The organism is Flectobacillus sp. (assembly GCF_049240685.1).
GTDB lineage: Bacteria > Bacteroidota > Bacteroidia > Cytophagales > Spirosomataceae > Flectobacillus.
Genome location: NZ_JBMLSD010000184.1, coordinates 1 through 7,157, shown reverse-complemented (window position 1 = coordinate 7,157; position 7,157 = coordinate 1). Strand labels below are relative to the sequence as shown.

General features: G+C 38.1%; 5 protein-coding genes. All 5 read left to right on the top strand.

Annotation, left to right across the window (positions count from 1 at the left end; translation table 11 throughout):
- Window positions 1–385: 385 nt before the first annotated feature.
- The 5 genes from ACOVQ4_RS08595 to ACOVQ4_RS08575 all read left to right on the top strand — a co-directional run bounded on the left by ACOVQ4_RS08595 (window position 386) and on the right by ACOVQ4_RS08575 (window position 7,110).
- Window positions 386–3,586, top strand: a complete 3,201-nt coding sequence (locus ACOVQ4_RS08595; protein ID WP_421820241.1) for a SusC/RagA family TonB-linked outer membrane protein — start codon at window positions 386–388, stop codon at window positions 3,584–3,586.
- Between the two features lie 25 nt (window positions 3,587–3,611).
- A complete protein-coding gene (locus ACOVQ4_RS08590) occupies window positions 3,612–5,063 on the top strand; it encodes a SusD/RagB family nutrient-binding outer membrane lipoprotein (protein ID WP_421820240.1) in 1,452 nt (483 codons plus the stop codon).
- 26 nt (window positions 5,064–5,089) lie between these two features.
- A complete protein-coding gene (locus ACOVQ4_RS08585) occupies window positions 5,090–5,929 on the top strand; it encodes a BT_3987 domain-containing protein (protein ID WP_421820239.1) in 840 nt (279 codons plus the stop codon).
- 112 nt (window positions 5,930–6,041) lie between these two features.
- The gene (locus ACOVQ4_RS08580) at window positions 6,042–6,332 is read left to right on the top strand and encodes a DUF1493 family protein (protein WP_421820238.1); all 291 of its coding nucleotides are present in this window, start codon (window positions 6,042–6,044) and stop codon (window positions 6,330–6,332) included.
- Window positions 6,333–6,495: 163 nt separating this feature from the next.
- A complete protein-coding gene (locus ACOVQ4_RS08575) occupies window positions 6,496–7,110 on the top strand; it encodes a hypothetical protein (RefSeq protein ID WP_421820237.1) in 615 nt (204 codons plus the stop codon).
- Window positions 7,111–7,157 lie beyond the last annotated feature (47 nt).

Here is a 7,157-nt window from a genome sequence, read left to right as displayed (position 1 = left end):
TATTCTTTGACATAACTTAACTGATTAGCTTGAAAAACTTTACCAACAATTCAACCAAACTAAAGGAAAACTATCACGATTCAAACGCAACTTCTGGGTGAATACACACCTGGAGGCTTTCCTTTTATTATTCAATCTCAAATATTCAAAACCTTAGCATTGTTCTATAACAATTGCCACTGAAAAGTGCGTCTATACGATACTCAATAAGGTTTTGATATTTTCATATTCATCTTTCTGCCCGAAACGATGCCTTTATAACTGTGTGTGCTCAGAACCGAGAACACCCTTTCTGGGATACGTATATACTTACAGTTAGTTGAAATATGTCTCTTTTCCACCTTTAAATGAATCTTTTTACCAAACAATTTAAACAATAATCATTATGAGAAAACTCTTACTGCTTATTACTGTATTTCTTCTTGTACAGATAGGCAATGCGTTTGCACAAGATAGGCAAGTTACAGGGAAGGTGACCTCATCCGAAGATGGTGCTCCACTTCCTGGCGTTAGTATCTCAATTAAAGGTACACCCCGCGGAACAACCTCTGGTGCAGATGGTTCTTACAAAATTTCGGTAGGTAAGGACGCCGTTCTAACGTTTTCATTTGTAGGTTTTGCTCCGCAATCAGTTACGGTGGGCGGGCAATCACAAATCAACGTGGCAATGAAAGTCAACACTTCTCAAATCGAAGAAGTTGTGGTAACTGCCCTAGGTGTAAAACGTTCAGAAAAATCTTTGGCTTACTCTGCTCAGAGTGTTAAGGATGAACAATTAAACACCATTCGTCAAACAAACTTAAATAACGCATTAGCTGGTAAAGTAGCTGGTATTCAGGTACGTAGCCAGTCAACAGTAGCATTAGGTCGCGATGCTAGTATCCGTATCCGTGGTGCGGGTTCATTGAGCGACAAAGCTCCACTTTACATCCTTGACGGTAACCCTGTAAGTTCATCTGACGTAAACTTAGATGACGTAGAATCAGTAACAGTATTGAAAGGTCCAAGTGCAACAGCACTTTACGGACAACGTGGTGATGCTGGTGTAATCATCATGGCCTCTAAAAAAGGTACCATGAAAAAAGGCGTTGGTATCGAATTGAACCAGAGTACTTTTTACGAAACAGTGTACATTTTGCCTCGCTACCAAAACTCTTATGCAGGTGGTGCTTCTTCAGACATGATAAAATTCAACTGGGAGGCTGGTATGCCAGAAGAATGGAAAGCATTAAATGGTAAATACTACCACGACTATTCGGATGATGCTTCTTGGGGTCCTCGTATGGTAGGCCAAGAATATATTCCTTGGTATGCATGGTATCCGGGCACACAATATACAGGAAAAACAGCCTCTTTGGTAGCTCAACCAAACAACATCCGTGATTTCTACCAAGGTCAGTTTGCTACGAACACTAACGTTAATTTTTCTAAAGCTGGAGACAATTACTCTACTCGTATTTCATTTACAGCACAAAACCAAAATGGTTTGATGTACAAATCAAGCGGTGCTAAATACAATATCTCCTCACAAACTACCGTAGATTTAGGCAAGCATTTGACGGCTACTGCTAATATCAACTTGTCGGAATATACTATTAAAGGACAGTTCAACGATGGTTATGCTAACCAATCTTCTGGTTCATTCAATGCTTGGTTCCATAGAGATTTGGATTTGAATAAATTGAAAGAATTAAAAGACTTGACTTCTCCAGAAGGTATCTTGGCAAGCTGGAACCACAACAACCCAGGTGCTTATGCTTCTTCTCCATTGAACTTCTACGGAGCAAACTACTGGTATAACTTTTATTCTTATTTTGATAAATTAGATATCTCTGAAAATAGAAGACGTATGTTTGGTGATGTGAACCTGACTTATAAAATCAATGATAATTTGAAGGTAGCAGGTTTTGTTCGTTTCAACCAAGGCAATACTTTTGGTGAATCAAAAGTGCCAACTATTCTCCAAACATCGGCTACGCAAACAGGTGTAAAAGCTGGATACAGTACTTACCAAACTTATGGTAATATCGTAAACAACGGTAACACACCAAACGAGATGAACTACGAGTTGATGGCAACATACAACAAGCACATCAAAGACTTTACAATCGATATGATGGCTGGTGGAAATATTCGTCATGATAGCTATAGAACAATGGCGGCTGGTACTGTAAACGGTCTAGTGATTCCAGACTATTTTGCATTGAGCAACTCATCATCGACTCCATCTTTGAGCTCATACCGTTCTGATAAAGAAATTCGCAGTATGTACGCACGTGGTTCATTTGGTTACAAAGACATCATTTTCTTAGAAGGCTCTGTACGTAATGACCGTTCTTCAGCTCTTCCAAAAGATGCTAACTCTTACACTTATCCATCTGTAGGTACTTCATTCATCTTCGGTGAATTGATTCGCAATACTGTTCCTGCATTGTCATTTGGTAAAGTTCGTGCTAGCTGGGCTCAAGTGGGTTCAGACTTAAGCCCTTATTCATTGGCCTTGAACTACTCCTTAGCTTCTGCAAAATTTGGTTCTTACTCATATATGGGAACACCAAATACGATTGTTGACCCTAATATCAAACCAGCTTTATCATCTGCTTATGAATTAGGTTTAGATTTGAAATTCTTGAAAGATAAAGTAGGTTTGTCAGTAACATATTACAACGAAGATAAAATCAATGAAATCATTACTGTGCCTATCTCAGGAACGAGTGGTTTTACTTCAAAATTGATTAACGCTGGTAAAATCAACCGTCATGGTTTAGAGATTTCATTAAATGCAACGCCTGTCAAAACAAGAGACCTTACTTGGACTACTACAGTAAACTGGGCCAAAAACAATTCGAAAGTGTTGGCATTAGCAGAAGGTGTAGACGCGATTACCGTAACTTCAGATGCTTTTGGTGTAGGTACTGTTGTGCATCAAGTAGGCGAAGCATGGGGTCAAATCCGTGGAGGTGCTTATACTTACAAAGATGGCAAGAAAGTATTAACTGCAGATGGTATGTATGTAGTAACGCCAAACTCGTATTTGGGTAGTGTATTGCCAGACTTCACAGGTGGTTGGTTCAACCAGATTCAATACAAAGACTTCGTACTTTCGGCTAACATCGAATTCTCTAAAGGTGGTAAATACTTCTCATTGTCTGATTACTGGGGTGGTTTCTCAGGTTTGTTTGAAAGAACTGCAGGTGTAAATGACAAAGGAAACCCTATCCGTGACCCAGTGGCTGATGGTGGTGGTGTACACGTACAAGGTGTAACAGCAGATGGTGCTGCAGTAGATAAATACGTAGATGCTTATACCTACTTCCACCAATTCGCTACTAACAAACTTTCTCAAGAACACGTTTATGACCTTGATTTCATCAAATTGAGAGAGGTTAGCATTGGTTATAGAATTCCAGTAAAAGGAAGCAAATTGTTACAAAGCGCAACGGTTTCAATTGTTGCTCGTAACCCTTGGTTGATTTATACTAAAAACAGAGATTTTGACCCATCAGAGATGTCTCAAATTTTCGGTGAAAACGGTCAGTTCCCAGGCACAAGATCATTAGGTGTAAACATCAAATTAGGTTTCTAACAAACGATTTTAATTGAAGAGTAAGATGATACGTAAAAATATACTTAAATCGCTGGGTTTTGCATCAGTAATGCTTTTCACAGCAAGTTGTTCGGATTTTGGAACAATGAACGACAACCCCAATGCCATTGTAACACCTGTAACCTCAGCTTTGTTAACAAATGCATTGTTAGATTTTGATAGCCCTGCCAACAATGGTTCAATCAGAAATGGTTTGTATTGTCAGTATTTTGCAGAAACTCAATATACAGAAACATCACTTTATGCTATTCCTCAAATAGGTTGGGATGGTAACTATGCTGGTTCGTTGTATGATTTACAAAATATCATCAATAACAATACAGACCCTGCAACTAAGGCTTATGCTGCCTTGAATGGCTCAAACAATAACCAAATTGCGTTGGCTCGTATTGTAAAAGCATACCGCTTTTTGATGTTGACTGACCAATGGGGTGATATGCCTTATTCGGAAGCTTTACAATTAAAAACACAACCAAAATACGATACCCAACAAGAAATCTATAATGGTTTGTTTAAAGAGTTGAAAGAAGCTGTGGCTCAATTTGACGGTGGTGCTGCTCCAGTCGGGGATATTGTTCATAGTGGTAACTTAACTCGTTGGAAAAAATTTGCTAACTCATTGCGTTTAATCATGGCGCTTCGCTTATCAAAAGTTGATCCAACTACTGGTAAAGCGCAATTTTTGGATGCTCTGGCTGCTAGTGGTGGCGTGATTGATGCAAATGAGGACAATACGCAAGTGGCTTACCCAGGTGGTACATTCAATAGCCCTTGGTACAACACTTACAACGGACGTAAAGATTACGGTATTAGTGATGTAATCGTAAATATGCTTTATGCTACTTCTGACGCTCGTGTAAACGCTTATGGCGAACCAAATGCAAGTGGTACTGTTGTTCCAATGCCTTATGGCTTGACTCGTGACGATGCTGTTAACTATACTAACGCACATGCTGACTGGTCAAGAATTTTGAATCCTAGTTTTAGAGCTGGTAGTTCAACTTCATTTGTATTGACTGCTGCGAGTGTGTATTTGGCAAGAGCTGAAGCGGCTGCTTTGGGCTGGACAACTGAAAATGCTTCAACTATGTACAGCAAAGGTCTTGAAATGTCTTGGAAACAATGGGGTGTATTTGACCAAACGAAGTTTAATACTTTCATGGCGAACGCAGGTGTTCAATTAGGTACAACAAGTACTGACATACTGACCAAAGTTCGTACTCAACGTTATATTTCATTCTTCCCAGATGGCGCAAACGGTTGGTCAGAATGGCGTAGAACAGGTGTTCCTGCGCTTACTCCAACACCAAAAGCAACAAACTCAAGTAAGCAGATTCCTCGTCGTTTTGTGTATGGTTCAAATGAACCAAACCTTAACAAAACAAATTATCAAGCAGCTGTATCAAGACTAACAGGTGGCGATACTCAAGATGCTAAAATTTGGTGGGACAAATAGATTAACCTTTTATAATTCTAGAAGCAATGAAAAAATATATCAACATATTTAATGTCCTAGCATTAGGTTCACTTCTTTCGATGACAAGTTGTATCGAAGAAGGCAAAGACCTAATTGCTGGAAAAGGCTCAAACTTTGTTAGAATCCCTGCTGCAAGCACAGAACTAAACAATGTAGGTCTAGAACTAAGTGCAGGAGACAAAACGGCTGATTTAGTGGAAATTATCCGTGATGTAACTTCCAATGCTGAATTGCAATCGACCGTTACAGTGAAGTTAAAGGTAGACGATGCCTTGATTACAAATTACAATACGGCACATGGAACAACTATTAAACCTTTGCCAACTTCTTTTTACAAACTTTCAGCTACCGACGTAACTTTCAATGCTGGTGAGTTTAGTAAAATTGTTCAGTTGACAATCGACCCTACAAAAATCGTAGGTGCTGACTATGCGGTAGGTTTAACCGTAGATAACGCAGGGGCTTACAAAATCCGTTCAGGATTGGGGTCAGCCTTGTTCAAAATCATCGCTAAAAACCAATGGGATGGTCGTTACAAAGCTGCTGGGGTATTCTCACACCCAACTGCTGGTGACCGTGCTATCGACCGTGTAAAAGACTTAGTAAGTGTGAATGCCAACACTGTAATCGCTGAGTTAGGTGACTTAGGAGGTTCTGGCTATTACATGTTATTGACCATCAATTCTGATAATTCAGTAACAGTTAAGCCTTCTGGAGCAACTCCAAACGTAGACCAGAGTTATTCTAAAAACTACTACGACCCAGCTACGAAGAAATTCTATTTACATTACTCTTACAATGTAAATGCTCCTCGTATTGTGAAGGAAACATTGACTAGACAATAAAGAATTTTATTAATAATTATTGGTTAAATTGTAATCGGTACTGAATATTTCGGTACCGATTTTTTTTGAATCAGGATATCTAAAACCCCAATCATTTAATTCTTCTGTCAAAATGGACAATGAACTAAAATATCAACTTATTCAATTCATTAGGGAGGAAATTGGAGAATTCAACATCGATATTACAGATACCACCGAGTTAGAAAATGATTTGGGTGTGACAGGAGACGATGGTAGGGATTTAATCTTAAAATATGCTAACGTATTTAATGTAGAAATAAGCGGGTTTGTCTTCGCTAAATATTTTTATCCTGAACCATCAGTTTTTTCTAATTTTCAACCTATTAGTTCATTAAACATAGCTAAGTTATTAGATGGTATTCGTGAAGGAAAACTAAGCTAAATTTTATCCAAAAAGGCAATAGCCAAAGAACTGTTTTTTAAGCTTTTGGTAAAAAAAATCAGTTGTTTCAAAACACAAAAGGATAAATTTTATATCTTAACACAGTAATTTCTACATTAATAAACAAGTTACATCTCTAAATTAATTCTAATATAACTTTTTTATGAAAACACACCTTTCATTTCTTGCACTTTTGTGCATGCTACTTTTTACCTCCGCTCCCGACTTAGTTGCTCAATGTACGATTCCATTATTAGACATTAAAGACTCAGTTACCATAAAAGCACTGAGAAGATACGTCGATAAGGCAGACGTAAGTAACTCAAAAGGTACTGGAAAATACATTGATACAAAATCTACGGTTATTTTGCTTCAAGAAGAAATCGTACATCAAGCCGATAGAACAGTAACAAAGCTTTTGAAAGTTAATATGGCCAGAATGAATTATTATAAGTATCGTAAAATGAGCATATTGGGATATTTTTATATTGATGAATTTCTCGTCTTAGTAACTTCCTCCGAATTTGGTTTATTCACAACCCAAAATTATGACTATGACAACTGTTTGAGTCAAGTACTTCAGAATCATTCCCTAAGAGAATATGATGCACCAAAAAGAATTAAGAAAATTTTTCATAATCAAGAAGTAGAACAGATAGAATTGGGCGAACGAACCACTTTTCATGCAGCAACAATAACACTCGACTTTGCTGATAAGAAAAAGAAAGAACCTTTTCAGATTCAGTTTGAATGGGAGACCGTCAGTGATGGACGTTAGGCGTGAATAGTAAATTATAAGATTTTGGAGCTTTTCCCTCCCTCGCT